Annotated in this window: 26 protein-coding genes and 1 tRNA gene; 10 read left to right on the top strand and 17 right to left on the bottom strand. The window is 47.9% G+C overall.

Translation table 11 applies throughout. The annotated features are described in order from the left end of the window. Positions 1 to 19: 19 nt before the first annotated feature. Entirely contained in the window at positions 20 to 259 is a 240-nt protein-coding gene (locus ACES2G_RS07255) for a hypothetical protein (protein ID WP_374001683.1), read from the bottom strand. Between the two features lie 193 nt (positions 260 to 452). Between ACES2G_RS07255 and ACES2G_RS07250 the strand changes: the two genes are divergently transcribed. Next, on the top strand, positions 453 to 821 hold the full coding sequence (locus ACES2G_RS07250; RefSeq protein ID WP_374001682.1) for a hypothetical protein: 369 nt from the start codon (positions 453 to 455) through the stop codon (positions 819 to 821). Here the strand turns inward: ACES2G_RS07250 and ACES2G_RS07245 are convergent. Next, on the bottom strand, positions 807 to 1,121 hold the full coding sequence (locus ACES2G_RS07245; protein ID WP_347359199.1) for a hypothetical protein: 315 nt from the start codon (positions 1,119 to 1,121) through the stop codon (positions 807 to 809). The two genes, ACES2G_RS07250 and ACES2G_RS07245, sit on opposite strands and share 15 nt — an antisense overlap. Before the next feature lie 90 nt (positions 1,122 to 1,211). Continuing rightward, positions 1,212 to 1,961, bottom strand: a complete 750-nt coding sequence (locus ACES2G_RS07240) for a hypothetical protein (RefSeq protein WP_374001681.1) — start codon at positions 1,959 to 1,961, stop codon at positions 1,212 to 1,214. A 152-nt stretch (positions 1,962 to 2,113) separates the two neighbouring features. Here ACES2G_RS07240 and ACES2G_RS07235 point away from each other — a divergent pair, with 152 nt between their 5' ends. Next, positions 2,114 to 3,061 carry a hypothetical protein gene (locus ACES2G_RS07235; RefSeq protein WP_374001680.1) on the top strand — a complete coding sequence of 316 codons (948 nt, stop codon included), beginning with the start codon at positions 2,114 to 2,116 and terminating at the stop codon, positions 3,059 to 3,061. Positions 3,062 to 3,128: 67 nt separating this feature from the next. Here the strand turns inward: ACES2G_RS07235 and pstB are convergent, their stop codons facing one another. The 4 genes from pstB to ACES2G_RS07215 all read right to left on the bottom strand — a co-directional run bounded on the left by pstB (position 3,129) and on the right by ACES2G_RS07215 (position 6,781). Further along, complete coding sequence (gene pstB / locus ACES2G_RS07230) at positions 3,129 to 3,899, bottom strand: phosphate ABC transporter ATP-binding protein PstB (RefSeq protein WP_347359094.1); 771 nt, start codon at positions 3,897 to 3,899, stop codon at positions 3,129 to 3,131. A gap of 3 nt (positions 3,900 to 3,902) precedes the next feature. Next, the gene (pstA, locus tag ACES2G_RS07225) at positions 3,903 to 4,775 is read right to left on the bottom strand and encodes a phosphate ABC transporter permease PstA (RefSeq protein ID WP_347359098.1); all 873 of its coding nucleotides are present in this window, start codon (positions 4,773 to 4,775) and stop codon (positions 3,903 to 3,905) included. Positions 4,776 to 4,819: 44 nt separating this feature from the next. Beyond that, positions 4,820 to 5,695: a phosphate ABC transporter permease subunit PstC gene (pstC, locus tag ACES2G_RS07220; RefSeq protein WP_347359093.1), complete on the bottom strand. Its 876-nt coding sequence runs from the start codon at positions 5,693 to 5,695 to the stop codon at positions 4,820 to 4,822. A gap of 72 nt (positions 5,696 to 5,767) precedes the next feature. After that, the gene (locus tag ACES2G_RS07215) at positions 5,768 to 6,781 is read right to left on the bottom strand and encodes a PstS family phosphate ABC transporter substrate-binding protein (protein WP_374001679.1); all 1,014 of its coding nucleotides are present in this window, start codon (positions 6,779 to 6,781) and stop codon (positions 5,768 to 5,770) included. A 125-nt stretch (positions 6,782 to 6,906) separates the two neighbouring features. Between ACES2G_RS07215 and ACES2G_RS07210 the strand changes: the two genes are divergently transcribed. Then, the gene (locus tag ACES2G_RS07210) at positions 6,907 to 8,439 is read left to right on the top strand and encodes a PAS domain-containing protein (RefSeq protein ID WP_374001678.1); all 1,533 of its coding nucleotides are present in this window, start codon (positions 6,907 to 6,909) and stop codon (positions 8,437 to 8,439) included. Here ACES2G_RS07210 and ACES2G_RS07205 read toward each other — a convergent pair. Together ACES2G_RS07205 and ACES2G_RS07200 are read right to left on the bottom strand one after the other, a co-directional pair. Continuing rightward, complete coding sequence (locus tag ACES2G_RS07205) at positions 8,433 to 8,882, bottom strand: Fur family transcriptional regulator (protein WP_347359090.1); 450 nt, start codon at positions 8,880 to 8,882, stop codon at positions 8,433 to 8,435. The two genes, ACES2G_RS07210 and ACES2G_RS07205, sit on opposite strands and share 7 nt — an antisense overlap. 42 nt (positions 8,883 to 8,924) lie before the next feature. Then, positions 8,925 to 9,713, bottom strand: a complete 789-nt coding sequence (locus ACES2G_RS07200) for an EI24 domain-containing protein (protein ID WP_347359089.1) — start codon at positions 9,711 to 9,713, stop codon at positions 8,925 to 8,927. Between ACES2G_RS07200 and ACES2G_RS07195 the strand changes: the two genes are divergently transcribed. After that, positions 9,696 to 10,283 (top strand): histidine phosphatase family protein, encoded by a 588-nt coding sequence (locus ACES2G_RS07195; protein WP_347359088.1) that lies wholly within the window; start codon positions 9,696 to 9,698, stop codon positions 10,281 to 10,283. The two genes, ACES2G_RS07200 and ACES2G_RS07195, sit on opposite strands and share 18 nt — an antisense overlap. Here the strand turns inward: ACES2G_RS07195 and ACES2G_RS07190 are convergent. Continuing rightward, complete coding sequence (locus ACES2G_RS07190; protein WP_374001677.1) at positions 10,280 to 12,613, bottom strand: fatty acid cis/trans isomerase; 2,334 nt, start codon at positions 12,611 to 12,613, stop codon at positions 10,280 to 10,282. The genes ACES2G_RS07195 and ACES2G_RS07190 overlap by 4 nt on opposite strands. A gap of 76 nt (positions 12,614 to 12,689) precedes the next feature. On the opposite strand from ACES2G_RS07190, the gene ACES2G_RS07185 reads away from it, so the two are divergent. After that, positions 12,690 to 13,208, top strand: a complete 519-nt coding sequence (locus tag ACES2G_RS07185; RefSeq protein WP_347359086.1) for a hypothetical protein — start codon at positions 12,690 to 12,692, stop codon at positions 13,206 to 13,208. A gap of 37 nt (positions 13,209 to 13,245) precedes the next feature. Here the strand turns inward: ACES2G_RS07185 and ACES2G_RS07180 are convergent, their stop codons facing one another. Together ACES2G_RS07180 and ACES2G_RS07175 are read right to left on the bottom strand one after the other, a co-directional pair. Continuing rightward, positions 13,246 to 13,635, bottom strand: coding sequence for a four-helix bundle copper-binding protein (locus ACES2G_RS07180; protein ID WP_347359085.1), 390 nt, complete (start codon positions 13,633 to 13,635; stop codon positions 13,246 to 13,248). Positions 13,636 to 13,644: 9 nt separating this feature from the next. Continuing rightward, entirely contained in the window at positions 13,645 to 13,830 is a 186-nt protein-coding gene (locus ACES2G_RS07175; RefSeq protein WP_347359084.1) for a hypothetical protein, read from the bottom strand. Between the two features lie 302 nt (positions 13,831 to 14,132). Between ACES2G_RS07175 and ACES2G_RS07170 the strand changes: the two genes are divergently transcribed. The 4 genes from ACES2G_RS07170 to ACES2G_RS07155 all read left to right on the top strand — a co-directional run bounded on the left by ACES2G_RS07170 (position 14,133) and on the right by ACES2G_RS07155 (position 16,833). Then, positions 14,133 to 14,597 carry a hypothetical protein gene (locus ACES2G_RS07170; protein ID WP_374001676.1) on the top strand — a complete coding sequence of 155 codons (465 nt, stop codon included), beginning with the start codon at positions 14,133 to 14,135 and terminating at the stop codon, positions 14,595 to 14,597. Positions 14,598 to 14,717: 120 nt separating this feature from the next. After that, positions 14,718 to 15,482, top strand: coding sequence for a hypothetical protein (locus tag ACES2G_RS07165; RefSeq protein ID WP_374001675.1), 765 nt, complete (start codon positions 14,718 to 14,720; stop codon positions 15,480 to 15,482). 266 nt (positions 15,483 to 15,748) lie between these two features. Continuing rightward, positions 15,749 to 16,675: a hypothetical protein gene (locus ACES2G_RS07160; RefSeq protein WP_347359081.1), complete on the top strand. Its 927-nt coding sequence runs from the start codon at positions 15,749 to 15,751 to the stop codon at positions 16,673 to 16,675. An 81-nt stretch (positions 16,676 to 16,756) separates the two neighbouring features. Next, positions 16,757 to 16,833, top strand: a tRNA-Pro gene (locus tag ACES2G_RS07155). A 1-nt stretch (position 16,834) separates the two neighbouring features. Here ACES2G_RS07155 and ACES2G_RS07150 read toward each other — a convergent pair. Then, positions 16,835 to 17,293 (bottom strand): hypothetical protein, encoded by a 459-nt coding sequence (locus ACES2G_RS07150; RefSeq protein WP_374001674.1) that lies wholly within the window; start codon positions 17,291 to 17,293, stop codon positions 16,835 to 16,837. Between the two features lie 332 nt (positions 17,294 to 17,625). Between ACES2G_RS07150 and ACES2G_RS07145 the strand changes: the two genes are divergently transcribed. Next, entirely contained in the window at positions 17,626 to 18,129 is a 504-nt protein-coding gene (locus ACES2G_RS07145; protein ID WP_374001673.1) for a hypothetical protein, read from the top strand. A gap of 68 nt (positions 18,130 to 18,197) precedes the next feature. On the opposite strand, the gene ACES2G_RS07140 is transcribed toward ACES2G_RS07145, so the two are convergent. The 4 genes from ACES2G_RS07140 to pheS all read right to left on the bottom strand — a co-directional run bounded on the left by ACES2G_RS07140 (position 18,198) and on the right by pheS (position 22,631). Further along, entirely contained in the window at positions 18,198 to 18,740 is a 543-nt protein-coding gene (locus tag ACES2G_RS07140; RefSeq protein WP_374001672.1) for a MerR family transcriptional regulator, read from the bottom strand. Beyond that, on the bottom strand, positions 18,712 to 19,044 hold the full coding sequence (locus ACES2G_RS07135) for an integration host factor subunit alpha (RefSeq protein ID WP_347359097.1): 333 nt from the start codon (positions 19,042 to 19,044) through the stop codon (positions 18,712 to 18,714). Before ACES2G_RS07135 ends, ACES2G_RS07140 begins: the two co-directional genes overlap by 29 nt. 123 nt (positions 19,045 to 19,167) lie before the next feature. After that, the gene (gene pheT / locus ACES2G_RS07130) at positions 19,168 to 21,609 is read right to left on the bottom strand and encodes a phenylalanine--tRNA ligase subunit beta (protein ID WP_374001671.1); all 2,442 of its coding nucleotides are present in this window, start codon (positions 21,607 to 21,609) and stop codon (positions 19,168 to 19,170) included. Next, positions 21,606 to 22,631 (bottom strand): phenylalanine--tRNA ligase subunit alpha, encoded by a 1,026-nt coding sequence (gene pheS, locus ACES2G_RS07125; protein WP_374001670.1) that lies wholly within the window; start codon positions 22,629 to 22,631, stop codon positions 21,606 to 21,608. The genes pheT and pheS overlap by 4 nt, the downstream gene beginning before the upstream one ends. Positions 22,632 to 22,706: the final 75 nt, after the last annotated feature.

The following is a 22,706-nucleotide window of genomic DNA, read 5'->3' as shown; positions in this document are numbered from 1 at the left end:
TTTAACGGCTAATAGCCTTTCAATCACTTACTTTTTGGCCGATTTCCAACCCTGCACCATGTCTTCCTAACTTTAAACGCCCTTTAAATGGATCCTGAGTTTGCATCTCGCTCCAAATGAGGAAATTATGGACAAAACTACCAATATAGGTAATAATAGACCAATATGAAGGCTCGCCTGCTTTTCTATCATAAAGCTTGGGTTCAGAGCCGTTTTGTGATCGAGATGACAATCCATGATGTCGGCCGATCCAAAACATATCCTCATGGGATTAAGTACGGGTTGATTTGTAAAGATATTACGAACGAACACTTTGTTTTATTCGACAATCATCATCCGAAAGGTCCGCACTATCACATAGGAAGGCAGGAGTTTAGCTATGTCTTTTCTAATGAAGATCAACTCATTGAGGATTTCAAACAAACTGTATTGCACGAGCTTGGAGTTAAACTATGAAAACACTTGTAGTCTCGATTAAGAGTTCCGAAGAGGCACTAAATGATTTTAAAGCAGCCCTGAGTGCTGCCCGCAAACAAAAACTCAAACAGGATCACTTTGAAATCTCATTCGATAACAAAAAAGATTTTGACCGATTTGCGAAAAACATTGCGCTTCTATCGACGATTATTATTCACAAACCCAAATCAGTCTATGAATTGGCAAAAATCACCAAGATGGACGTATCCAACCTCAATAAAATCATTCTTTTCTTAGAGGAAGTCGGCGCAATTAAAATTCGTGAATCCACGCAAAATGGACGAAAGATCAAGACGCCACTCGTGGAATACAAACAGATTCAAATAGATCTAAGCGCCGCCTAGAAGATTTTGTTCAACACCTTGATTGCGATGATCCGGGTGAACCCAGTGAGCCAGAACTTTCCCGTCAAGACTCCAGAAGAAACCAACGGGGTCGGTTTCACAGATAGCCACTCGCAAATGCCCTTTGCCCTCTGTCGCCTTCATCTTCAACAGCGTTTGCGCCAAAGATTCCTTATTAAGATTTCCAGATGACGCCGATGGAGTGCAGTGCTCTTCAAACAGACGCGCCAACAAAGACAGCTCGACCAGGTTAAACAGACTTTCGCGAATAAAATATTTATCAGTTTGAAGTGATGACATCTCTAAAGCCTAACGACTCGCCCATCCCAATGCAATCCCAAGAAAACTGACTAAGACGCGCTGTAGCCAGAAAATTCAACCAGGCACCTTTTATTCGGTGGCGGCTATGAACTTTGGTTTGGGTTTTGAGTGTGCGGGGTCCTCCATGAAGCGCGCCAGAATTTCGGCGAGCATCAGACTGACGTGCCCCCCAGAGCTTTCAATTTCCGGAATGTCGGCGATATAGAAGCGGTTTTTCGAGCGCACGATATATGGGACCAGCTCACGCGTTCGCGAGTTTCTGGACTCGGCCAGAGTTGTGAACTTGGAAACATCAACAGGCAGAAGCTCGACTTGCTCAGAATCTCGGTTACTGCGGCTTTTTTTGAAAGTCCCGCCCTCATAGACGATCTCATCAAATGAACCCCGCGCATCAGGTCGTGCCGAGCGCAGAAAACGCAGCCCCAGGTCCTGTTCCAGACGCAGGCCCATCTGCCAGATATTATAACCGAACCACGCAACGCTCCCCTTGGCATTCATAAAGTCTTCAACGAATACCCGGGGAACGCGATGGTCGAAATGAGTTCCGATATAAATAGTTTTCTGACAAAGCCCCAACATACCCCGCTGATACAGGTCGATGGGGGACTTATGAATTTGCACCCCTTCGTATGGCGATAGCAGCCGCTGCAGAGTTGTCGCAAACCCGCGACCAGACTGCACCTGCACGTCACCCTCCGGATCAAAAAAGATCTGCAGACAAGAGCCTTGTTGCTTTGGAGTCAGTTCTTTAAAGGCCATCGCCCCAAGAACCGTTACCGCCGCAAAAGCGAAGAGAATAATTCTGCCTCGGCTTAACATGATTCACCTGCTTTAAAAGGGATAACCCACGCTAGCTATGGTTCTTAGAAAACTCGAGTTAAGATCCTGTAAGTAAGTTTTCTACAGTTAGTTAGGACCCCGCAATGAAATCGCATTGTGAACTGACAAAGACCTCGTTATGCTTATTTTCTATGAACAAGTTTTTGGCTTCTGTCTTGATTTTCATCTCCCCCATGATCGCAAACGCCTTTGAACTGGCACAAGGCCTGACTCCGCCGGGGCAACAGCGCACAATCTTCAGTTATACCGGCACTTTCTTCGATAAAGCAGAGTTCCCGCAAGAGCGTGCGAACATGAGATATCAGACCCTGAATGCCACAGTGCCTGTCTATAAGACGGATTCTGAGTCTGTCAGTGTTTCTTTCTCTGGCGATCAACTTAAAGTCGATCCTTCACAGAATGGTCATTCAGAGCTGTACGACATCAAATTCGGCGCGAGCTACACACAACTACTCAGTGAAAAACGTATGTGGTCGGTGATGATGAACTATGGTTCTGCCAGCGATAAACCATTCTATGATCCCACGGTTTCCACTTTGGGACTGACAGCCCTGTACTCATACCCCAGCGATGAAAAAAGCAGCTGGCTGTTGCTGGCAAACTATTCCAACAACCGCCCGATCCTGAACAACATTCCCCTGCCAGGTTTTGCGTGGTTCTATTTTCCATCCAAAGAATTCCGCCTAGTTTTAGGAGCCCCGTTCGCATCCTTGAACTGGCAGTTCGCCGACAAGTGGGGCATGAACTTCTTCACCTTGGTTCCGTGGATCATCAAAGGGTCTGTTTACTACAAAGTAAACGAGTACGCGCAAGCCTACACGGGCCTGGATTTTTCACAAGTTACCTATTTGCCCTACGGCCGGGAAAACCGCGCCGACCGATTGTTTTACGATGAAAAGAAATTCTTCGTGGGATTTAAATCCCCACTGTCAAAAACAACATTCGCCGATTTGGAACTGGGTCATTCTTTCGACCGCCAATTCTTCCAAGCCGAAAACTACGAACTCAACCCCAAAAACAAAGTCGATATCGGCAACGCCTACTACGCCAAACTAAGCCTCAGATACGTGATCTTCTAAGCAAGCAGATGCGCCCCAACGCGACGCTTCTGCAAAAGTGAGCAGGTACCTTTTAGGAAAATCGGTTTTACCCGAAGCGGCCGGTGATGTAGTTTTCTGTTCGCTGATCTTTTGGATTGGTGAAGATTTGATCGCTGGCTCCGAATTCGATCAAGTCGCCCAGATACATGAAGGCTGTGAAGTCAGACACACGGGCAGCTTGGTGCAAGCTGTGGGTGACGATCGCAATGGTCACGTCTTTGCGCAGCTCCTGAATCAGCTCTTCGATGTGACGCGTGGAAATCGGATCCAAGGCTGATGTCGGTTCATCCAAGAGCAGGATCTCGGGCTCTGTCGCCAAGGCTCTGGCAATACAAAGACGCTGCTGCTGACCACCGGAAAGAGCCGTTGCAGAAGAGTGCAAACGATCTTTGACTTCGTTCCACAGGCTGGCTTGTTGCAGGGACTTTTCGACTTGTTCTTCGATGAAGCTTTTCTTTTTCACTCCACGAACTGTCAGACCGTAAGCAACATTATCGTAAATACTTTTCGGAAATGGGTTTGGCTTTTGGAAAACCATCCCGATACGCATGCGCACTTCCATCGGGTCAATTTCTTTACCCAGGATGTTTCTTTGATCCGGATAAAGCAGAATTTCCCCGTTGTACTGGGCATTGGCGTACAGATCATGCATGCGATTGAAACAACGAAGCAGTGTGGTCTTCCCACAACCAGACGGACCGATCAAAGCCGTCACGCGGTTTTCATAGATTGGCAAAGTGATGCCGTTAAGCACCTTCTTATCGCCATAAGAGAAAATCAAATTCTTAACTTCAGCACGCAAATTCAACTGCTGCATAAATTACCACTTCATCTTTTTACGGAAACGGGAGCGCAGATAGATCGCCCCACCGTTCATAATCAAAGTCATCACAAGTAAAACCACCCCGGTCGCCGCCGCGTTCACATGGAACTCGGGCTGAGGTCGTGACAACCAGTTAAACATCTGAATCGGCATCACAGTAAACGGATCCATGAGCCACTTAAAGTTCAAATACGGGAACTGCCCATCCAGCGGCGGCGTTGGCAGGAAGGCAATAAAGGTCAACGCACCAATTGTGATAAGCGGAGCCGTTTCCCCGATCGCGCGAGATAAGGAGATAATCACACCGGTCAGAATACCACCAGAGGAATAAGGCAGAATATGATAGCGCACGGTCTGCCATTTGCTGGCCCCCATCGCATAGCTTGCCTCACGAATGGTGTTCGGGATCGCACGAATGGCTTCACGAGTGGTCACAATAATAATCGGCAGAACCAATAACCCCAACGTCAAACCGGCAGTCAGAATGCTCTGCCCCAGCTTCAGCTTATACACGAATAAACCCAACGCCATCAGACCGTAAGTGATCGAAGGAATCCCCGCCAGATTGATGATGTTCAATTCAATGATCTGAGAAATCCAGTTTTTCTTGGAATATTCTTCCAAGTACACCCCGGCAGCCACCCCAAGCGGAATGGCACAAAAGGCCGTGGTCATCATGATACAGAAAGACCCTACCCATGCCGACAAGATCCCCGCTTTTTCAGCAAAGCGCGAAGGGAAGTTCACAAAGAACTCCGCGTTGATACGCGGAACGCCAGTGATGGCCAAATCCACAATCAAGGCCAACAAAGTCACCAGCGCAAAAATCAAAGCCAACAACCCCATCAAAGCAAAAACAAAGTCCCACATTTGACGGCGCTTGATATTGGCCAAAAGATCCTGACGAGCTTCCACTATTCTTTCTCCTGGAACTTTTTGCGCAGCCAAAGGCCGACGATATTAAAGCACAACGTCAATACCAATAGACTTAATCCCGCAACGTAAATGGACTGGTAACCGATAGACCCGTGAGGCAAATCCCCCAAGCTCACTTGAACGATAAAGGCCGTGATCGTTGCCGCAGGCTCTGTCGGATTGATCGTGAGGTTGGGCTGCATTCCAGCTGCGATCGCGACAACCATGGTTTCACCCAACGCACGGGAAATCCCCAGAACGTAGGCCGAAGTAATACCCGAAAACGCCGCCGGGATCACAACCCGGAAAGCCGTTTGCATACGGGATGCACCCACCGCAAACGAGGCCTCACGCAAATGACTCGGCACCGAGCGCATGGCATCTTCACTGAGACTGCTGACATATGGCACGATCATCACGCCAATCACAATCCCCGCGCTGAGCACGTTAAAGCCACTTAAAGAAGGAATGATTTTTTGTAAAAGCGGCGTCACAAAAAGCAAGGCAAAGTAACCGTACACAACTGTCGGCACTGCCGCCAGAAGCTCGAGCATGGGTTTTAAAACCTCGCGCCAGCTGGGACGAACGTATTCACTTAAAAATGCGGCTGCGACGGTCCCCAGCGGAATAGCCACGGAAAGCGCAATCACGGTGGAAAGCAAAGTCCCACTGAGCAAAGGCAAAATCCCATAGCGTGCATTTTCAAAAAGAGGCGTCCACTGCGTGTCGGTTAAAAATTCCTTTAAGGTCACATGCTCAAAGAATGGCAGGCTTTCCACCACCAGAATTCCAACGATACCGATGGTCACCAAAACCGAAGAGGCCGCCGCCAGAAACAAAACTGTTTCAATGGCACGTTCCCTTAAACGACGCATCCGCCGAACCGGATGGTCAGCGGATGTAAATTCAGAAAGTTTTCTAAGTTGGCTTTTACCCACATGGTTAAACTACAACGAACCTTCGCGCTTCATCAACTCTTCAATTTTAAGCCCCACTTCGGAGTGCCCTCCGAAGACCGTGCCGACCTTGTTCTTTTTCACGTGGTCTTTAACGGTCTCATAGGCCTTGGCTGGAAGTGGAACGTATTTTACCTGCGGCACGATCTCAAAGGACTTGCTCAGGTAGAAGTTAACGAAGTCCTTGATCTCAGGCTTTGCCATGGATTTTTCACTGACATAGATAAAGATCGGACGAGACAATGGGAAGTAGGTGCCGTTTTCAACGGTTTCACGACCTGGAAGCACCGCTTCGTTTTTCTTAGGGGCCTTATCGCCCCCTACAATCGCTACGACTTTCAGCTTAGCGCGGTTTTCTTCGTAATAAGCCAAAGGAACATAACCAAGTGCATAAAGATCGTTAGAAACCCCTGTTACCAAAGTGTTGTCATCTTCACTGGCTGTATAGTCACCACGAGAAGACTTGGACTTCCCTACGATCGCTTCTGTAAAGTAGTCAAAGGTTCCAGAGTCTGAACCCGCACCATAAAGCTTTAGACCTTCTTTCGGCCATGCTGGGTTGATATCGCTCCACTTGGCGATCTTACCTTGTGCCGCAGGCTCCCACATTTTTTTCAACTCAGCCACGGTCATGGACTTGATCCACGTGTTTTTAGGATTCACCACCACAGCCGTTGCATCGTAAGCAATCGGAAGCTCCAGGAACTTGATACCGGCTTTACGGCAAGCTTCCAACTCGGAAGTTTGGATAGGACGGGACGCATCTTGGATATCGATTTCACCACGGCAGAACTTTTTAAAACCGCCACCCGTCCCAGAGATACCAACAGTCACACGCACTTTTCCACGCTGAGCTGTCTGAAACTCTTCAGCCATTGCTTCCGTGATCGGGAAAACTGTTGAAGAACCATCGATCTTAATAACAGGTACCTGAGCCTGAGCCGAACTATGAGTCAAGGCGGCCCCAATAACGAAGGACAAAGACGCAACCAAGTTGGTAAGCATAGAAATCTCCTATGGATTTATAGGCCAAAGTCTAGCACCCTGTTGGGAGCCTGTAATGTTAAGGTTTTATTATGATTTTAGCCGTTTCGCGTTACAAGAAACTTGGATTAGACTGAAACCTATTTATGAAAATAGCCGACCTTCTGAACGATAAAAATACCCTTCTTGAAAAGATCAATCATACGATCCCGAACAGCGTCTACATATTCGACCTGAACGAGGTGAATATGGTGTGGTTCAACGATCGGGTGAAGGACCTTTACGGCTATACTCTGGCAGAGATCCGGGCCCAGGGCACAGAATACTACGCCCGGTCTATGCACCCGGATGATATCCCCGTGCTAAATGCGGCCATCGAAAGATCCCGAGATCTTAAAGAAGGCGAAGTCATTTCCATCGAATATCGCTTCAAAGACAGCAACGGCCAGTATCACTGGATCAACGATCGTATCACACCGTTTTCTCGTGATGAGCATGGCAAAGTGAACACCATCCTGGGCATTGCCACGGATGTGAATGACAGCAAAAACCACGAAGAAAACCTAAAGAAGACCATCGAAAAGCTGAATCTTTCGCTCTCGGCAGCCAACATGGGAACTTGGGAGTGGGACATCGAACAAAACCGTCTGCAATGGGACAGTAAAATGTATTCCATGCACGATGTTCCCGAAATGCCCGACATGGACCCCATGACCGAAGTTTGGAAGCGTGCCCTTCGCGACGACATGGAAAACGTCAACCGCAAGGTCAACGAGGCCGTGACCAATCACCAGGACTTCTATGTCACTTATCGCGTGGCTTACCAAAATAAAGAAATCCACCATATCAAATGCTACGGCAAGTTCATGACCTCGTCAGGAACTCCGCGCATGTACGGTGTCGCCTGGGATTCCACAGAAGAGATTCAAACTGAAATGCAGATGGCCGAAACCAAGGCAAAAATGATCTCCTCCACCAAAATGGCGGCCTTGGGAGAAATGTCCGGCGGTATCGCCCACGAGATCAACAACCCTCTGACGGTCATCCAGGCACGCGCCTTCCAATTGCAGCAAATGGTGGATGCCGGAAAAACGGACCCGATTAAAATCAGACAGGCGGCAGAAAGCATCAGCCGCACTGCTGACAAAATTGCCCGTATTATCAAATCCCTGCGCTCATTTGCGCGCGAGGGCACTTATGACCCGTTTGAAGTCGTGCCCGTTAAGCAGGTGATCGATGAAACTTTAGAGTTCTGCCGCACACGCTTTTACAATCACGGAGTGGAAATCGAAGTCGGCACTATTGATCCAGATCTGGAAGTAGAATGCCGGCTGATTCAAATTGAACAGGTTTTACTGAATCTTCTGAACAATTCGTTTGATGCGATCACCGACCTTAAAGACAAATGGATCCGCATCAACGTCACAGAAAAAGTGGACTGCATCGAGATCTCTGTCGCCGACTCCGGCAGCGGCATTCCCGCAGCCATCGCTGATCAGATCATGCTGCCCTTCTTCACCACCAAAGAAGTGGGTAAAGGGACTGGGTTGGGCTTAAGTATTTCGGCAGGGATTATTAAAAGCCATAAAGGCGAATTGCGCCTGAAGTCCGAAGCTGCCAATACAACTTTTGTGATCACCCTGCCCCGCTGGCAGGAAGATGAAGCACTTAGTTACTGACAGCGAGAACACACACCAAAGAAATCCAAACGGTGGGCCACTTGCTTGTATCCCATGGCCTCTACCATTTTGATGTGTTGATCCAGATCGCAGATGTGCAAAGGCTCGACACGCTGGCACTGACGACAGATCACGTGGTGATGGTGATGGCCTGACTCCAAGGTCAGTTCAAAGCGTGCCACCCCGTCGCCGAATTCCAGGCGGGACACCAAATTAGCCTCTTCAAATTTTTTTAGAATTCGATAGATCGTCACCAGGTCCATGCCGTCGGACTTATCGTCGATTTTTTTGAAGATCTCGTCGGCAGAAATCGGTTCTGGATGATGAAGCAAGATCTTTAGCAACTGACTGCGCTGCTGGGTCAGCTTCATCCCCGCCTTACGAACCCGCTCGTTGAGCGAATCGATATCGATGTTCTTTCTTTCGTGGCCGCACTTAGTCATAAACCAAGGAAATACACCAGTTTGCCCGCAAAATCCACAGATTTAGCGGCGGCGATCCTCCAAGGCATTTAAACCGTAATAGGTGTAACTGAGGGCGGAAATGATAGGCACAAAGAAGAACGCCAACGGGATATATGAGAGCAGTCCTAACAAAAGCCCCATGCCGTAAAGCCCTGCGGACTGCTCACTTTCAATGCTTTTGCGTTCCTCTTTGGAGGCATAATCCTGAAGTACATCATATAAAAACACCTTCTTATTGAGCCACGCCGTCAACAGCAACGGCACCAGAATCTGGCACCCCGGCACAAACCACAAGGGCAGCGTCACCACAAAGCCAATGATAAAGCCCAGTGTCGCCTTCAGCGTATTCCACACACTGCCCACCACAGTGCCGCCGCGACGTTTTTCAAGGTGTTTGTATTCCCCCTCACCCACCCACTTCAGGACGATCGGCATAACAAAGATGGAGACAATCAAAACACTCAAGACATAGGCCAACGGAACGAAGATCAGAATCAGAAATAAAACAGCCATCCAAAATGCCAGCTCCGTAAAGCCCGTGACACTTTGAATCCATTGATAGCCCCACAAGTGGGAGATCACATGCGCCAGCCCTTCTGTCCACGCCGACCAAAAGACCAAAAATAGAATCAGCAGCCCTATCACAGTCATAATGGGAGGCCCCAAAATCAGCAAAAACATGCGGATTTTCAAAAGAGCTTCAAAAGACTGACGAAGAGCGCGAAAAATGTTGTTCATATTCAGATTTTTTCTCTTTCCGTCGCGTGTGGCAAGTGCTTCAATAGAGCCACTATGCAGAAAATCATTCATCTTTTCCGCCACGGGCTGACCGACTGGAATCATCAGCGCCGTTTGCAGGGTCATACCGATATTCCACTGAATCTTGAGGGGCAAAATCAGGCATTGGCCCTGCAGGATTTCTTCTATCAAAACCCTGTGGATTTTTTCGTCAGCAGCGATCTGACTCGTGCACGCCAAACCGCAGAAATTGCCAATACACAACTGGAACATCCGCTGCTGATTTCGCCTCAATTTCGCGAAGTCTATCTGGGAGAAATCGAAGGCTGGACCCGAGAAGAAGTGGCCGACAAGTTTGGCTCTCCGGTGTGGGAAAACTGGCTGGCCATTCAAAATCATGACAGCGACTTCAGCTTCCCCGGCGCGGAATCATCAAAGCAAGCCATTGAGCGTTTCGCAACAGGCCTGACAGAGCTGTGCCAGCAGAACGACTTTAAAGCCGCAGGTCTTTGCACCCACGGCCTGATCATGCGTCGGTTCCTGCACTCTTTGCGACCGGATTTAACCGAAGCTCTTCCCACTCCGAACTGTGTCGTTTACACAGTGAAGTGGGACCCATCCTCTGAGCAATTTATTTTTTAATGCAGATCATAGCGAGTCAGATCCAGATAGCCGAAACCGACTGGATCTGTCTGCTTCATGTATCGACCTAGGTCATCATAGACCCGCCAGAATTTCTCATTGCTTCTGCGAACCCCATAGCGTCGCACCAGCCCCTGATAATCTTTTTCATTTTTGATATTCTTGGCCTGAACAACAAAGGCAGGAAGTTCATTTTCCTTCACCTCGAAAATCATATTGGGGTATGAACCCCAGAACCCTTCACGAATGGTCAGGGTGTCGTTGACAGGGTCCATGCGCAGGGACTCTCCTAAAATCCAAGAAATATTTTCGTGCTCTTTATTACGGACTAAAGAGAATACTTTCTGTTTTTCACCAATCCCACTCACCTTCAGCAACGCCAGATCCGGGAAATAGCGGGCAAACGGTGTCTTCTTATGAGCTTTCACCGCGGCGATCTTTCGCAGCTCTCTGTCTAAACCTTCCACTTTCCAAAGAGACTTCATACTGTCAGGCACTTCCAGATTCTTCCAGTTCACGAAATCCAAAGAACCACGAACCTTTTCATTCATATGAAAGAACAAAATCTTTTCCACGAACTGTTTCTTGGTGTGATTGTCCTCGTTGAACTTAACCCCGGTAGGCTCTGCAGAGCCCACGGTTGGAAAGATGTATGACATTTTCACTTGTGCCAACAATCCCCGGTACCACGCCCGACGATAGGACAGACGCTCTTCTGCCGGAAGGAAGGCCAGGAACAGCTCTTCAGCTTCCATGCGGATCATATCCATATACACGCGAGTCAAAAGCTGATGACTGATATTTCCAAACACGTCAAAATTCACAACCAGGTTATAGACCAGACGTTCCATCAGCGGATAATCCATAACAAAAACTGTTTTGGACAAATCTCCGACGGCACCGGTTTGCACCACAGCATTGTCATCGTGACGAAGAATCGTTAGAGCGGCATTGGGATTATCGCCGTTTCCATTCCAGATATCTTTCAAGGTATATCCATCAGGACGAAGCTTCTGCACTTCTTCAGTGCGAAGTTTTCGGTAGGCCTCGCGATGATCCACCAACGTCTTGTAGAATAGTCCCGTTTCCTTCACATCCACGTCACTGCCCCACATCCCTGGGAGCATCAACAGGCCTGCCGCTTTATTTTCGTAGTCCTTTGAGCGGACCATGTTATCTGAGTTCGGATCCAGGAAGAAGGCATAGAACTGCTCTTGTATGGAATTCACCGCCATACTGCCATTACAAACCGGGCCCTTAATGAAGGTGCTGACGTGATATTGAGCATCATCCAACAAAAACTGGTAGCGGGCCTTTACAGGGATCTCTTTAAAGGCCACAAACGGATTTTCGGCAACTCCGGGCTCATAACTTGGCAGCGTCGAAACAGACCATTTTTCTTTCAGGAACAGCTCTTTATAGCGCGCCAATTTCTTTGCACTGAACTCATAGGGGATATGGGTTTTCAGCACCACACTGCCGGGAAACTTACGCAAGCAGTACCAGAATTTGGCATTCCCTGGCGCGTCGTTGGGTCTGCGTGTGGCAATCTCGTCAACCCCCTTGGAGCAGCGAGTGCGCGAACGAACAAGCCGGAAAAACTCGTCATTCTTTTCGGGGAAATAAATATGTGCCAAGAACAAATGCTCGAACAAATACCGGCTGACCAAGCGCTGACGGTTGTTTTCTTCATTAAAGAAGGACTCCCATTCAGCAATCTGCTTACGAAGTTGCGGCGACGGTTTTTCCTGCTGTTCCAAACTGCTCTTATCCGGCCCCGGAGTCCCCTTTTCAACCCAGGTTTTCAAGGTTTTCAGCTCTTCATGATTCAATGCTGGGAAGCCATAAGGCATGCCTAATTCCGGATTATTTTTGGCCACCATGGGGAAATCTGTCATCGACTGCACACAAACCCGAGATTCAGAGACCTGCATCTTAACGGCCTTACCCGGCGCCGAATTACGCAACTGGATCATCTGAAAAAACAGATTCTGTTCAGGGTCCGTACTGGTGCTGATATCGTAAAAACCACGCCCGCGCCACTGACTGCCATGGGCATCAATCCAAAGACGTGAGGGCTCAACACTTTTTAAACGAGTTCCATCATAAACATTCAGCTTATTAGCACCGCGCTGAAAACCCTCAAAGTTTTGCAGATTCAATTGGCAGGGAGCATTAAAACAGCTATGGCAAGCCAAGCAGCGATTGTCAAAAATCGGCTGGATTTGTCGACTGTAGAAGTCTTCTGTCAGCACTGGGGCCGTTTCTGCGGTCGCAATAAGCGACACCACTGAAATAAAACAAAAGACAATGACGTTAATAAATTGCATATCTCCGGACTCCCTGTGTATTCTGCAACTATAAAACCCTTTCTGGGCTAAAGGAAAGATAAAGTAGAGGTCGTTTATGCAAAAAATTCCATTCCAAGTCGTGCAAAATTCCATCGATAAAATCTGCAGCATCACGGAAGAAAGTGACCTCGAAAAAGCATCTGAGCATTTGTTTGAAGTTCAACCGGACCTGGGTGGCTTCTTTATGGAATTCATCGAGGACATGAGCGAAGGCGCTCAAGATCTGGGCTTCATGATGGCGCTGATCCTAAATCGCTCTTTTGAGGACCAATATCAGTCCCTGCGTGCGATGACGGAAGATGAAGTTGTTCAAAGATTTGAAAAGAACGAGGCAGAATTTGAAAAATATCTGCAAATCAACGACGACATGATCGCAGATCTTCAGGAAAAGGCGACCGCTGGTGGCCAACCTGAGATTCTGAACTACATCATCGAAGAGCTATTCATGTCCCCGGAACTGGAACCTTCTTTGGACGCCAACGAACAAGTTCACCTGTTCATTATCTGTAAATTCTTCGTGGATTGCCTTAACGATCTGGCAACAGAAAATACGCCGGAAATGATCCGCCACTAAAAAATGAAGGCGTCTCAGTGAGACGCCTTTTTTATTTCTAGAATCGAGCGGACACCTGCGAACTCTTCACCGGGACCGTCATACCCATCATGCCACGACAATGCTCGGCGCACTTCAGGCAAATGTCGGCACACTTTGCCACAATATGATCTTCCGGAAACTTGCCACACTCTGAAGCTGTTCTGGTGCAAGCCTCAAAACATAGCTCGGCTCCTTGATTGGCGAAGTCCACCTCTGCCATCTCCATCCGTGCATGCAGATCACACGTGTCTGCACAAAGTTGCAGAAGCAGCGCCAGATCCGTCTGGGCAAATTTAAGACCCTGTTCCTGCACATGGTTTAAGGTTTCAAGGCAACATCGATACGTGGTGAAACAAAAGTTGATGCTTTTGGCCGTATCACTGTCCTGCAACGGATTCATTCTCATGGAAGCCCCCTATGACCGTGGTGATTTTTTCTGTGACGAAATATTCTGTGGTTCGCGACTTTCAGATTCCTCTTCGCGGTGATCCGCAGAATGATCCATCTGTTTGTTGCGGCTGCGCTGGTGCTGGGCCTTTAAATCCCCTTCATAGCGCTTGCTTGTTTGACTGAAACCTTTGTTTTTATGATGACCAGACATAGCCAGCCTCCTTTGCTCAAAAGTTCAGATCCAGAATATCAAACCTTCCTCGCGCAAGCTCAGCGCAAAAGAAAAATATGCACTTGATCTGACAAGAATCAACAGCTTCGAAACCTTGCTTATGTGGCCCGACAAAGGGACTCGTAAAGAATTTTCCAGACAAAACCAGATATGTCCTCTGGCGATCCGGACAGATTCAAAATTGTCCAGGATTCTTCCACCTTCCCGCTTTATTCGTTGAAACTTTTCTGCCGCCAGCAGATTCAAGACTCATCAAACAAACCATAAAAGGAGAAACCATAATGAAAAACGTATTTGCTTTGATCGGCCTTATGATCGCGTCTTCTGTCTCTTTCGCACACACTGCGGATACTTCCTGGGAAGTTCTTATGCAGGATAAAACTTTGAAAATCGACGCCCCTGTGGTTTTCATGGGTCATGCTGTTGACTATACTTTCGTATGCGTTGACGGAAACATGCTAAGAACCAAGAAGGCCGTTGCTCAAAGAGAAACTATCTTCATCGGCAAAAACCGTTCTAAAGAAGTTATCACTGGCTACAAATATCTTTACACTCCAATCAACTACACTCGCACCGTTTCTGAGTGCACTTATGTTGGAAAAAACCGCGAAGTCTGCAAAGACAAAGTTGTTTCTGGAACTTACCCAACGACTGTAAACGTAAAAGTTTCCAAGTTGGTAAGCCCACGCAACGACACTTACAAATTCTTGTTCAACAAGTCTTTGACGGTTCCTGCCTGCTTCTAATTGCATTTTTAACCCGGGGCTTCCTTACAAAGCCCCGGGTTTCTTCTTCCTTACATCTTGGAAACTTGCCAATCCCTCCGGGGCGGCATACCCGTCTGTAAAACCAAACAAAGGTATGTCATGTTAGATCAGCCTCCATCCATTCAAGATCAGGTCAGTCAGGACATTGGGTTATTCCTTCGGCGCCACAAAGATCCGCGCAAAGGACTGGCACTTCTTGCAACAAAGTCCCAGATTCATGCCAAAACCCTGAAACGCCTTATCGAGAAAGAGCACAACCCCGGCTATCAAACACTGTACAAGCTCTATTCCTGTCTGGTTGGGACTCCGGACTTTGATCAAATCCTGAAGGCGGCGCCAGCTCTGGTACAGGAAAAACTTAAACGCACGGATCCTCAGGTAAAGTCCTCGCCTCTTTTCAAATACACTGTCAGCACCGAGCAAGAGATGCTAAAGGACCCATGCTTTTCAGAACTCTATGTTCTGGCAGAAACTCGCCCCTTTGACTCGAGTTATGTGCGCAGTCGCTTTGGCGAATACGGTCTTGAGGTTCTGCATAAAATGCTGCAGATGAATGTCTTACGCATTTTAGACAATGGACGCTATGGCCTGGGCAACCATCGATCCACTTTTTCGGCACAAACAATCAAAACCGTCGGCCTGCGCCTGGCTGAGCGATACAGCAAACCGTCACGCACTGATGAAAACTATGCAAACTATATGAATTTGTTCTTTGAATCTGTGTCTGAAAAGACCTATCGAAAATGGCTTGAAATCGACAGCCTGGCATTCAAAGAAAAAATTCGCTTGCTGGAAGATCCGGAATCCCGCGGCCCCATTCCAGCATTTATGTTTAATGTTATTGATACACTTCAGGAGTCCTGAATATGAAACTGGTCCTTTGCGGCATTTTTCTTCTAATCGTTATGTCGTCGCTACAATCCTCGGCCCGTGGTGGGGGAAGCGCTGGGGGCTCCGGAGACTCCTCGCCCAGAAATGGCAGCACCAAGTAGTCGTTTTATTCCGCCCAAGGGCACCGTCAAATCCTTAGACAGCTCTGGCATTGCGAAAGCGATCCCAGCGGCTTTCGCCGTGGCACATTTCTTCCTATATCAAACTTCGGAACCTTTACTGGAAACTCTGGAGTCGAGATGGGATTGCGCAGTTTTTTTCTAAGCCTTTTGACCTTCTCAGCCCTTGTGGCCGAGGCTCAGGACACATCATGCCAGCTACCAACCTCGGGCCCCGTACAGAATCTGATCTTTGTTGCAAAGCCCTCTGAAGCGTCCTGCCAGTTGGCTCAGGATCTGGCTCAAACCTTAGGCGACGTCGGCCGTACATTTGCAATGTCCCCGTCGGTAACCTTAGTCATCGGAGAACAAGCCGGCAACGCCAGCTTCGATAACGGCCATATCATCCGTATTCCTCAAAGACTGGTGTTTTCAGATTCGCAGGGAAATCAATACCAAGCTGACACCGAACAACTTAAGGCTGTCGTGGTCCACGAATATGGTCATGCCATTTTAAAAGAAATCTGGACACAGGATTTCCGCGAAGAGTTCGGTGAACTTTTTGCAGGACTGGAAGAGGTTTCCCAAATTGCCGAAACCAATCTGGAGCTTAAATTTTCCTCGCGCGCCGTTCGTCAGATGTCGGCACAGCTGGCAAATTCAGAAGCCTACGGATTGTATTTCAAAACTCTGCCGGCCTATTCAGAGCTCTATGCCGACACTTTGGCGGTGCTGTTCTTCAATGACCCTTCGGTGATGTACAAGGCCCTGCATTATCCGCAAATCCCAGCTGATAAAGAAGTCTTTGTCGGCCCCCGGGATTTTGCCAAAGACCATTCGGCGGAACAACTGCACGCAAACCCCGATGAACATACCAAATTATCACTGGTGCGGTCTTTTATTGGAAAGCATATGAATGCGGATCTGGATCAGAAACGGTCTTTGCTCAAGCGCCTGGAAAGAGCCATAACCCTTTCCATTCGTGAAGACCTTGCCTCCGAAAAATCATCGTCACTGGAAGAGGCCAATGCTCGCTTGCTTCATCATTTTTTAATGCAAAACCCTTAACGAACACAGCATAAAACACACTTAAAAGTTGATCCTTATGGATGGCCTCGCTAGCATAAAAGGGTCTTTTTCAAAGACCGTCTGCGCGTGGCTCAGCTTGGTAGAGCACTTGCTTGGGGTGCAAGAGGTCGCTGGTTCAAATCCAGTCGCGCAGACCATTTAAATACCCATTGTTCCTTTCAGCCAGCCCCAAATCTCCATAAAGTAGTACACGCCGATCACCCCAAAAGCGATCGTCAAAAATACTTTCAACCCCCAACGCTGAATTCTTTTAAAGTGGTTTCCAAAGAAGTCGTACGAGGCAAATAGGAAGGCAATGAAAGCCACTATTCGGACCACCATATATTCATTGGAATAAGACACCACCCAGCCCGCAAGAGTTAAAACCCACAGAATATAGTGCAGCAGGGAAAGCACTTCCGCGATGCTCTTGTCGTCTTCGTTCTCGATCTTGGATATCAGCCCCTTACAAACCACCGCCAATGGATTCGCGGAATCACTTTCTTGAGACTCAATGGAAATCTTATATCCTTCGATGGAAACGTCTTCAATTCTGTATCCACCAGAGTCCTGATTAGACAATCTTATCTTACAGACAAAGTCCTTCTGCATACCCATACCTTCCCATGTTGGAACTCTCACAGAGAGTAGCATGGCGCCATCTGTAATCTTAAATATATTTAGTCAAATAGCACTTCCACTAGGACATAGGTCCGTCACCAGATGCGGAAATGTCCTCTGTAAACAGATTCGAAAATTTGCAACATTGTCAACGCACGCCCCTGAGCCTGTCAGAAATCACGGTTTTCAGTGAAAAAAGCTGATTTATTATGTCGATTGCCAATTACAGTTTTGTATTTAGACCGTTCCATGGGCTTCTCTGTAGCGTTGCTCGAGTGTTGACACGCATTTGCGAGTCACCCGAAACAACAACCCCATAAGGAGTTCTTATGAAAAAGATCTTGTTCTCTCTAGCAACACTTTTGATTTCCACAAGTGCCTTTGCTGTTCACGCCAATAGCCCCTGGTCACAAATCTTTGCAGACCGCGATGCTGTTGTAACCCATGGCTACAGATTGCCGGGCATCAAACTGGACAATGCCTGTATGACCGCAACAGAAGTTCGCGCCATCGAGGCTACAAGCGAGTGTGCTGAGCTGGTGCCAAGAACAATTCGTGGCCCTGGTGGCGACGGCCCAGGTGACATCACAGAATGGGTTTGCGCCCGCTATGAAACTAAAATCGTTTCTGTGCCTCGCACTTACGAAGAACCCGTGTGTCTGGAACTCAGAGGCCGTGGCGATCAATCCCATGAATGCGTGGAGTTTGGCAATCGTGAAGTGACTGTTCCTCAGACTATCGACACTCAGGTCTTCCTGACTCGTGGCGAGTCCGATCAGAGCTTCTGGAAAAGATTTACCTTCCCAACTTGCCCGGACGTACAGCCGAACTAAAAGCTGTCTAGGGTTGCAAAAACAAAAAAAGCCCTGATCTTTTGGATCAGGGCTTTTACTTTTTTAATTTATTTGAACAACTGACGAAGTTTGCGGATGTCCAGGATCAACTCTTCCACTGTTTCGTTGATCCCCTCAAGCTTATGATACACTTGAGTCATGTCCTTTTCTTTCTTCACATGAGCCTTCAGCTCTTTCATCGCGTTTCTTGCACCTTCGATAGAGAAACGGTCACGGTGCAAAAGCTTACGGATCAACAAAGCATTTTCCACATCTTTACGAGTGTACATACGCTGGTTGTTGGAGGCCTTCTTCGGACGAAGAACTTCAAACTCCGTTTCCCAGTAGCGCAAAACATATTGTTTGATACCCAGGATTTCAGCCACGTCGCCGATTTTGAAACCCATTTTATCCGGGATTGGGTTGATCTCTTCCAACAGCTTTTCATCACAAAGCATCGCAGGAATAGAGATCGGCGCTGACGCTGTCAAAGGGACGGATTCTTTTTCCGCCTCTTCGATAAAGTCTATGTGATGATCCCCAAGAGAAAGCTCGGAGCTTTCCATCTCGAGGTCCGAAGGATTACTCATGGTCGTCGTAGTCATCATCATCGTCCTCATCTTTTAAGTGAGCGTACTCTTCACCGTTCAGCATCGCCTTCAAAACTTGAGACGGACGGAAGGTAAGAACACGGCGTGCAGAGATCTTGATTTGCTCCCCTGTTTGAGGGTTGCGCCCAATACGCTCGTTTTTGCCGCGAACAACGAAATTACCAAAACCAGAAATCTTAACCTTTTCACCCTCTTGCAAAACAGTCTTCAAGGTGTTGAAAACCAGCTCTACAAGTTCAGAAGCTTCTTTCTTAGAGAAACCAATCTTCTGATACACGTTCTCGACGATATCGGCCTTAGTCACAGTTGATTTACCTAAGTTTTGGCCTGCCATAGTGTCATTCACTCCATCGCTATTCCGCCAAAGCCAAGGCTTTAACGGATTCTTTCCTAAAATCGTAACAACTAACTGAAAACAATCAAGAATTTATCTCACAGAAAGATCAAAATTCTTCTTTAAGCTCTCCAAAACCTTGTTTGTAACCTCTGTGATCTGCGCTTCTTGCAGTGTGGCATTTTTATCTTGCAGCCACAAACGGATCGCGACGGACTTCTTCCCGGCTTCCATTTTATCGCCTTCGTACAAGTCAAAGACGTCCACATTCAGCAACAATCCACCCGCAGCCTTGCGGATATCCTTCATCACGTCGCCAACCTTCAAGGTCTTCGGCATCACAAAGGCAAAGTCACGCTCAACCACTGGGAACTTGGAAATGCTTTGGATACGGTACGGACGAGGCTGTCCTTTGTACAACTGATCCAAATCCAGCTCTGCCAAAGCCCCCGGCACGCGGATCTTATTATCATCCAAAAGAATCGGATGAAGAGTTCCGATAAAGCCGACCTTCTTACCTTCCACCAACAACTGAGCAAACTGCCCTTGATGCAGGAACTCAGGAACTTCGGATTTGTTAGCCGGAGTCACCCAAGTGTAAGAGGAAATATTCAAAGACTTCAAAAGAACTTCAACTGCCGCTTTAAGTTCGTAAACAACCGGATAATCCAAAGATTTGTTCCACAGGTTGCTTGCACGGCCCCAAACAGCCATTCCCAAACGAGATCCTTCAACAAAAGAGCCGTCTTCTTTCACATGGAAGGCGCTGCCGATTTCAAACAGGCGGCCATTCATGTTGCCAGAGTGGAAGTTGTTGTTGAGGTTTTTAAACAGACCGTAACTTAATACGGATCTCATCACGTCCAGCTCCTCATTCAAAGGATTCAAAAGACGGATTTCTTTTTCGTTCACAGCCAGACCTGCGGCCTTCAAGCACTCAAGGTTCCCCATGAAGGCTTTTTGAGACTTTGAACCTACAAAGGCAAAGTTCACCGCCTGCTGATAACCTTCAGCGCGCATCAACTCGCTGGTCGTACGATTCAACATAAAGGCTTTGTCATGGAAGGACGGAGCCGTTGCAAATTTAGGTAAAGCCTCTGGGATATGCTCGTAACCATTCAGGCGCGCATATTCCTCGACCAAATCCATGTCCTGTTCAATATCAAAACGGAATGTCGGCGGAAGAACGGTGAACACCTCACCTTTTTTATCAACCTGACAGCCCAAACGCTTCATGAAGTCCACGAACTTGTGTTCTTCAGCCTCGTAACCCAAACGATCCGTCACCGTTTGCAAAGTGATCGTCACCGGGTCTTTTTTCACCGGATTTGGATAGAAGTCATGGTTATCACCATAAACTTCTCCACCGGCAACTTCAGCAATCAAGGCCGCCGCGCGGTTCAAGCCGCGTAAAGTTCCATCCGGGTCCACCCCGCGAGAGAATCTGTAAGAAGAGTCCGTATCAATCCCGTGCGAGCGAGATGTCTTACGAGCACTCATCGGCAGGAAGTAAGCGGCTTCCAGGAACACGTCCGTGGTCGCATCAGAAACGCCAGAGTTTTTACCACCCACAACACCCGCCAAACACACCGGATGACTGGCATCACGGATTGTTAATTCGTCGCCGGTCAAAGTGATCTCGGTACCATCCAAAGTAATGAACTTTTCACCTTTGGTCGCGCGGTCCACAACGACTTTTTTCCCACCAATGAAAGCGGCATCAAAGGCGTGCAACGGCTGACCTAGTTCCATCATCACATAGTTCGTCACATCGACGATGTTATTGATGGAATTCATGCCCACACTTTCAAGGCGCTGTTTCAACCAAGCCGGACTTGGCCCAACCTTAACACCTTTAACGAATCGACCCGTATAACGAGGGCACAGATCGAAGGCTTTTACATCCAAAGCGATTTCAGATTTCGTCGATTTACCCGAGGCGGCCACGTCGGACTTCGGAGCTTTCAGCTCTTTGCCAAACAATGTGGACACTTCACGAGCCAGACCGAAATGAGACAGACAATCCGCGCGGTTCGCGGTCACCTTCAATTCGAAACTTACATCGTCATAGCCACCGTACTCGGCATAGGATTTCCCCACCGGAGCATCCGCTGGAAGAATCGCGATACCTTCAGATTCCGTTGCCAAACCCAGCTCTTTCAAAGAGCAAAGCATACCCGCAGAATCCACACCACGAACGGCGGATTTTTTGATGGCGAAATTACCTGGCAATACCGCGCCCGGCAAAGCCACGATCACACGGTCACCCGCTTTGTGATTCTGTGCCCCACACACGATCTGATGAACAACACCCTCGCCCGTGGAAACACGGCACAAGGAAAGCTTATCAGCATTCGGATGTTTGTCTTTTTCAAGGATGTGACCAATCACAACGTGATTAAAGTCTTTGGCGCGATTGGTGATTTCTTCAACCTCAAGTCCACCGCGAGTCAACGCTTCCGCCAGAACTTCTGGCTTTTGGAAGAATTCGGTCACATCTACATAATATTGGAGCCATTTTAAACTGATCTTCATTTTACAAACTGCCTTAAGAATCTTACGTCATTTTCAGGGAACAAACGAATGTCTTCGATGCCGTACTTGATGATGGCCATACGCTCAACACCAAAACCAAATGCAAAGCCTTGCCATTTTGGATATTCGATTTTCGCTGCTTGGAACACTTTCGGATTCACAAGACCGCAACCACCGATTTCAATCCAACCGCTCTGTTTGCACAGACTGCACCCTTTGCCTTTACAAATCGGGCAAGAGCAATCCACTTCCGCAGAAGGTTCTGTGAATGGGAAAAAGCTTGGACGGAAGCGGGTTTTCAACCCCGGACCGAAGAACTCACGCACGAAGAAGCTGATTGTGCCCTTCAGATCTGCCATCGAGATCTTTTCATCCACACACAATGCTTCGATCTGATGGAAATTCGGCAAGTGCGAAATATCGCTGTCGCAACGGAACACAGGGCCAGTCCCAATCACACGCAGTGGCAGCTCTTCAGACTCCAAAGAATGAATTTGAATTGGCGACGTGTGCGTTCTCAAAACATGGGTCTTGTCGACGAAGAAGGTATCTGCCATATCACGTGCTGGATGGTCCGCCGGGATATTCAGAGCCTCAAAGTTATAATAATCTTTTTCGATCATCGGGCCCGTGCGCACGCTGTAACCCAAACGTGACATCACTGTGAAAATCTCCTCCACAACGATGTTCACCGGGTGCGCGCTGCCTTTAGGCTGACTGAAAGACGGCAAAGTCATATCGATTTCTTCCGCCACCATCTTGGCAGAGATTTCTTTACGCTTCAGGCCTTCTTCGGCTTCGGTGTAAGCCGTCTCAAGAAGCTGCTTCACTTCATTTACTTTTTTACCAAAAAGAGGTTTCTCTTCTTTCGGCAAAGAAGCCATTTCTTTCATGATCTCAGTCAGAGAACCGCTTTTCCCCAGGTATTGAACTTTGAGATCATAGAGGTCTTTGGAGCTGGAAGCCGCTTTAAATGCTGCCAGAGCTGTATCTTTGATGGAATCAAGTTTGGTCGTCGACATAGGCCTCCAATATCCCCCCAGAGGCCCCTATTTTCAAGGATTTAGCTTTTACACACGGCGCAGAAAATGCTTGAG

The organism is Bdellovibrio bacteriovorus (assembly GCF_041888015.1).
Taxonomy (GTDB): Bacteria; Bdellovibrionota; Bdellovibrionia; order Bdellovibrionales; family Bdellovibrionaceae; genus Bdellovibrio.
The sequence above is the reverse complement of the archived record's forward strand: the minus strand, read 5'-3'. Positions and strand labels throughout refer to the sequence as shown.

What these genes read in the sequence shown, in the direction of transcription:
- ACES2G_RS07255 (WP_374001683.1), bottom strand. Translation starts at nt 259, where the DNA reads ATGTTTTGGATCGGCCGACATCATGGATTGTCATCTCGATCACAAAAC.
- ACES2G_RS07250 (WP_374001682.1), top strand. Translation starts at nt 453, where the DNA reads ATGAAAACACTTGTAGTCTCGATTAAGAGTTCCGAAGAGGCACTAAAT.
- ACES2G_RS07245 (WP_347359199.1), bottom strand. Translation starts at nt 1,121, where the DNA reads ATGTCATCACTTCAAACTGATAAATATTTTATTCGCGAAAGTCTGTTT.
- ACES2G_RS07240 (WP_374001681.1), bottom strand. Translation starts at nt 1,961, where the DNA reads ATGTTAAGCCGAGGCAGAATTATTCTCTTCGCTTTTGCGGCGGTAACG.
- ACES2G_RS07235 (WP_374001680.1), top strand. Translation starts at nt 2,114, where the DNA reads ATGAACAAGTTTTTGGCTTCTGTCTTGATTTTCATCTCCCCCATGATC.
- pstB (WP_347359094.1), bottom strand. Translation starts at nt 3,899, where the DNA reads ATGCAGCAGTTGAATTTGCGTGCTGAAGTTAAGAATTTGATTTTCTCT.
- pstA (WP_347359098.1), bottom strand. Translation starts at nt 4,775, where the DNA reads ATGTGGGACTTTGTTTTTGCTTTGATGGGGTTGTTGGCTTTGATTTTT.
- pstC (WP_347359093.1), bottom strand. Translation starts at nt 5,695, where the DNA reads ATGCGTCGTTTAAGGGAACGTGCCATTGAAACAGTTTTGTTTCTGGCG.
- ACES2G_RS07215 (WP_374001679.1), bottom strand. Translation starts at nt 6,781, where the DNA reads ATGCTTACCAACTTGGTTGCGTCTTTGTCCTTCGTTATTGGGGCCGCC.
- ACES2G_RS07210 (WP_374001678.1), top strand. Translation starts at nt 6,907, where the DNA reads ATGAAAATAGCCGACCTTCTGAACGATAAAAATACCCTTCTTGAAAAG.
- ACES2G_RS07205 (WP_347359090.1), bottom strand. Translation starts at nt 8,882, where the DNA reads ATGACTAAGTGCGGCCACGAAAGAAAGAACATCGATATCGATTCGCTC.
- ACES2G_RS07195 (WP_347359088.1), top strand. Translation starts at nt 9,696, where the DNA reads ATGCAGAAAATCATTCATCTTTTCCGCCACGGGCTGACCGACTGGAAT.
- ACES2G_RS07200 (WP_347359089.1), bottom strand. Translation starts at nt 9,713, where the DNA reads ATGAATGATTTTCTGCATAGTGGCTCTATTGAAGCACTTGCCACACGC.
- ACES2G_RS07190 (WP_374001677.1), bottom strand. Translation starts at nt 12,613, where the DNA reads ATGCAATTTATTAACGTCATTGTCTTTTGTTTTATTTCAGTGGTGTCG.
- ACES2G_RS07185 (WP_347359086.1), top strand. Translation starts at nt 12,690, where the DNA reads ATGCAAAAAATTCCATTCCAAGTCGTGCAAAATTCCATCGATAAAATC.
- ACES2G_RS07180 (WP_347359085.1), bottom strand. Translation starts at nt 13,635, where the DNA reads ATGAGAATGAATCCGTTGCAGGACAGTGATACGGCCAAAAGCATCAAC.
- ACES2G_RS07175 (WP_347359084.1), bottom strand. Translation starts at nt 13,830, where the DNA reads ATGTCTGGTCATCATAAAAACAAAGGTTTCAGTCAAACAAGCAAGCGC.
- ACES2G_RS07170 (WP_374001676.1), top strand. Translation starts at nt 14,133, where the DNA reads ATGAAAAACGTATTTGCTTTGATCGGCCTTATGATCGCGTCTTCTGTC.
- ACES2G_RS07165 (WP_374001675.1), top strand. Translation starts at nt 14,718, where the DNA reads ATGTTAGATCAGCCTCCATCCATTCAAGATCAGGTCAGTCAGGACATT.
- ACES2G_RS07160 (WP_347359081.1), top strand. Translation starts at nt 15,749, where the DNA reads ATGGGATTGCGCAGTTTTTTTCTAAGCCTTTTGACCTTCTCAGCCCTT.
- ACES2G_RS07150 (WP_374001674.1), bottom strand. Translation starts at nt 17,293, where the DNA reads ATGGGTATGCAGAAGGACTTTGTCTGTAAGATAAGATTGTCTAATCAG.
- ACES2G_RS07145 (WP_374001673.1), top strand. Translation starts at nt 17,626, where the DNA reads ATGAAAAAGATCTTGTTCTCTCTAGCAACACTTTTGATTTCCACAAGT.
- ACES2G_RS07140 (WP_374001672.1), bottom strand. Translation starts at nt 18,740, where the DNA reads ATGATGATGACTACGACGACCATGAGTAATCCTTCGGACCTCGAGATG.
- pheT (WP_374001671.1), bottom strand. Translation starts at nt 21,609, where the DNA reads ATGAAGATCAGTTTAAAATGGCTCCAATATTATGTAGATGTGACCGAA.
- pheS (WP_374001670.1), bottom strand. Translation starts at nt 22,631, where the DNA reads ATGTCGACGACCAAACTTGATTCCATCAAAGATACAGCTCTGGCAGCA.